5 protein-coding genes are annotated in these 3650 nt (G+C 26.5%); 4 read left to right on the top strand and 1 reads right to left on the bottom strand.

Going from position 1 to position 3650, the window contains the following annotated elements; genetic code table 11:
- Positions 1-135: 135 nt before the first annotated feature.
- Positions 136-1080 carry an NmrA family NAD(P)-binding protein gene (locus J7M77_RS01665; RefSeq protein ID WP_296875347.1) on the top strand — a complete coding sequence of 315 codons (945 nt, stop codon included), beginning with the start codon at positions 136-138 and terminating at the stop codon, positions 1078-1080.
- Between the two features lie 42 nt (positions 1081-1122).
- Here J7M77_RS01665 and J7M77_RS01660 read toward each other — a convergent pair whose 3' ends face one another.
- Complete coding sequence (locus tag J7M77_RS01660; RefSeq protein ID WP_296875345.1) at positions 1123-1704, bottom strand: hypothetical protein; 582 nt, start codon at positions 1702-1704, stop codon at positions 1123-1125.
- A 416-nt stretch (positions 1705-2120) separates the two neighbouring features.
- Here J7M77_RS01660 and J7M77_RS01655 point away from each other — a divergent pair, with 416 nt between their 5' ends.
- The 3 genes from J7M77_RS01655 to J7M77_RS01645 form a co-directional block, all read left to right on the top strand.
- Positions 2121-2255 carry a cyclic lactone autoinducer peptide gene (locus tag J7M77_RS01655; RefSeq protein WP_296875343.1) on the top strand — a complete coding sequence of 45 codons (135 nt, stop codon included), beginning with the start codon at positions 2121-2123 and terminating at the stop codon, positions 2253-2255.
- A gap of 39 nt (positions 2256-2294) precedes the next feature.
- A complete protein-coding gene (locus J7M77_RS01650) occupies positions 2295-2990 on the top strand; it encodes a LytTR family DNA-binding domain-containing protein (protein WP_296875341.1) in 696 nt (231 codons plus the stop codon).
- The coding region (locus J7M77_RS01645) for a hypothetical protein (protein ID WP_296875339.1) at positions 2987-3650 on the top strand (664 nt) is incomplete at its 3' end. The genes J7M77_RS01650 and J7M77_RS01645, both read left to right, overlap by 4 nt.

The following is a 3650-nucleotide window of genomic DNA, read 5'->3' as shown; positions in this document are numbered from 1 at the left end:
TAAAATGTTTATAGCTGATAGTATTGATCATTTTAAACTCTATAAGAAAAACTTATAGAGTTTTCATGCTTTTTCGAGAGTTTTTTTAATTTATAAGTAGTGTATACTATAATTAAAGAAAAGGAGAAAAAGATGATGAAAAAAATACTATTAAGTGGTGTTGATGGAAATTTTGGTAGTCGCTGTGCTAAGATTTTATTGGAACGCTATCCACATGAAGATTTAATTTTTACTGCTCCAACTACTAAAGGATTAGAAAAATATCAGGCAATGGGAATTGAAACTCGAGTAGGTGATTTTAATCAGCCTGATCAGTTAGAAAAAGCATTTGAAGGTGTAGATACATTAATTTTAATCTCAATGCCTTTTGTTGGACCAAAACGTCGTAAAGCTCATAAAACAGCTATTGATGCAGCCGTTAAAGCAAAAGTTAATCGAGTTGTTTATACTTCAATTGTTGGTGCTGGCGAAAAGGATATTGATACTTATGAAGTAAATGATCATGTATATACTGAAGCATACATTAAAGAACAGCCAATTCATTATTTATTCTTACGCGATTCACAATATGCCGAAGCAATGGTATCAAACTTCATTAATGCAGTTGAAAATACTAATGGTATTTTAGCTAATAATATGGGTGAAGGAAAAATGGCTTTTATTTCTCGTGATGATTGTGCGTTGGCAGCAGCGTGTGCAGCGATGAGTGACTGGCAAGATCGAATCGTTGATGTAAATGGACCTGAATTACTTACAATTGGTCAATATCTTGAAATCGCTTCAAAAGTTACTGGAAAGAAAGTAGAATATCAATATATTGACGATGAACAGCAGTATGCTTTCTTTGATTCAATTGGTGTGCCTAGAACAACTGAGGAAATGTGGGCACAAACAGCTTCTAATTTCCCTTTCTGTTCTGATGGAATGGTAACTTTCGGTCGTGCTATTCGTCTTGGACAAATGGTAACTTTTACTAATGATTTTGAAGAATTAACCGGACAAAAACCAATGACGGTTAAAGAAATTTTTGAAAATATTGAAGAGCATACAATTGGTAGTCGAACTTCAACTGATGATTAAATAAAAAATGATAAGGTTTCTTGAAATCTTATCATTTTCTTTCTAACTAATTTCCTTACGACAAAGCAATTTATTTAAAACAATCCATCCGGCAATAAAGATAAAACCATAATAATAAACTTCACTAAGCATTAAATAATCAGTCATTAAACAATAACCATAGTACATCGAAATAAATAAAGCAAATAGATTGATTAAATATAAAACAATTAAATTACCACGAAAACGAACTAATTTTATGTAATGAACGACCGCTAGAACACCAGCGCTTAATAAAGTAGTGATATAATTAGCTAACTGTGAAAATTGCATATTTAAGCACACATTTAAATACAACATTGCAATATTAATAATTGGCTGGATAAAGTAATAACAAATACCATAAAATATCCCTTTTTGAAATTCTTTACAAAGTAAAGTGATAACTAAAATATTTATTGGATAATAAAGAATATATCCAATTACGGTATCAGTTATTTTTAATGAAACCATGACAAAGTTAATGATAACACTAATAATTCCCACCACAATTATCTTATTTTTATTTTCATCTAATAAATGAATAACTTGAAGCATTGTGATTAAAATAATAATCTTAACCATTTCTTCTAAGAATATAATCATTTTAAAAATCCTTCCCGTATGCAATATATTTTTTATTTGTTATATTATAACGTGATTATTAAAATTTCGCAAATTTTGATAAAAACACCCATTAAAACATACAAAAATTACTTTTTTAAATAATTTAATTAATTAAAATGGTTAATATTTTTCATTGCTATGTAATTTAAGTTAAACATTATTTAACGCTAATAACGTAATTATGTAATTTTTACGAAGTAAAAATGCATTTTAGTAAAATAATTACAAAATATTACAATTTATGCGATTATAAACAATGAATAGATAGCAAATATAATAGTATTTTAACCCCTTCAATACATAAGTTATAAAATTAAAAAGAATAAAAATGGGATAAAGTGGTTCGTGATTTTATATGATATGTAAAAATTCAGCTATCTATTAAGGAGGATAATATGAAAACTAAATTATTAAGAGTGTTATTTAGCGTTGTAAGTTGTGTTGCAATTTTAGCGGCAGCATCACCATCTCAATTTAACCATTATCAACCTGAATGTCCAGATAAATTAAAGAAATATCAAAAAAACTAATTTAGTGTGTTAGAATAGATATGGTAGGGAGGGGTTAAAATGAAATTAGTAATTATTGATGATGATTCAAAATTCGCAAAACTGATGAAAGATGATTTACTAATTCATTTTAGTGATTATGATGAAGATGTTGAAATAGATATAATTGATGATCATTTTTCAAATTTGATAAACATCAAACAATATCTTTTTTATTTTATTGATATCGATTTAAAAGAGATCAATGGATATGATCTGGCAAGACAAATTAGAGCGAGCCAAGAAAACTGTTATATCATTTTTGTTTCGGCATGTAATGATTTGATTCATGGTTCTTATAATCTTCGAGCGTATTATTTTATTAGAAAGACTAGTTATCAAGAAGATTTAAAAGTCTTTTATTCAATTATTGATCATGATCTAAAAATAGATGATAAATTTATTCAGCTAAATCATAAAGCCAATAAAACTAAAATATCTTTAAATCAAATTATTTTTCTCGAAAGCCAAGATCATAAAGTAAAAGTAGTAACTACAAATGGCATCTATTATGATAATCGAACCCTCAAAATGTGGTTTGATATATTAACGAAGGATAACTTCATCCAGATTCATCGCTCTTTTATCATTAATGTATATTACTTAAATTCATACAAAAAAGATACTTTAATCATGAGTAATAATGAAGCTTTAAAAATAGGTCGTGTTTATCGAAAAAGATTTGATCAGTTTTATCAGGAGTATTTACTTAGATGATGATATTTAATGTAGTAATTAATTTTATAGAAGCGTTATTATTTACCTGGTTTATCGCTGACTTTTTTGATTTGAAATATTCTAAACATAAATTTATTGTTATTGCCACAATAATACAATGTATATTATTGGAAATTTTTCAACTAACAAATTATTTTGGTATTTTTTCTTCGATAGTCTTTTTTGTTTGTGTGTGTATTTTAATGTATATTTTCATTGGAAATATTACGTTTCAACATATTTTTATCATTTTACTTCAAATATCGTTGATTTTATTATATTCAATGGTATGTACTTATATTTTTGATATATTTTCTATTAAATATAGTTACATGATTGAGTGCATTATTTGTAAAGTGATGCAATTACTAGGTAATGTTGTATTGTTAAAATTAAAAGAGAGATTATCTTTGTCTTTAGAAATATCAAGATGGAAGGTAGTCATTATGTTTGAGATGATCTTAATGTGTCTACTTTATTCGATGGTATATAAAATATTGTTAGGTGATGTATCAATGAATTTAATGGCACTAAATGCAATTTTGATTTTTGTCCTTTGCATTATGTTTATGTATATTATTAATTTGATTAATCAGGAAAATAAAGAAAAATTAGAATTGATTAAACGTAGTCAAGAAGAAGAGTTCAGTAAACAAAAAT

The sequence above is a fragment of the Thomasclavelia sp. genome, from assembly GCF_017889095.1.
Taxonomy (GTDB): domain Bacteria; phylum Bacillota_I; class Bacilli_A; order Erysipelotrichales; family Coprobacillaceae; genus Thomasclavelia.
The sequence above is the reverse complement of the archived record's forward strand: the minus strand, read 5'-3'. Positions and strand labels throughout refer to the sequence as shown.

Coding starts and splice junctions, on each gene's coding strand:
- J7M77_RS01665 (WP_296875347.1), top strand. CDS start 136: ATGAAAAAAATACTATTAAGTGGTGTTGATGGAAATTTTGGTAGTCGC.
- J7M77_RS01660 (WP_296875345.1), bottom strand. CDS start 1,704: ATGATTATATTCTTAGAAGAAATGGTTAAGATTATTATTTTAATCACA.
- J7M77_RS01655 (WP_296875343.1), top strand. CDS start 2,121: ATGAAAACTAAATTATTAAGAGTGTTATTTAGCGTTGTAAGTTGTGTT.
- J7M77_RS01650 (WP_296875341.1), top strand. CDS start 2,295: ATGAAATTAGTAATTATTGATGATGATTCAAAATTCGCAAAACTGATG.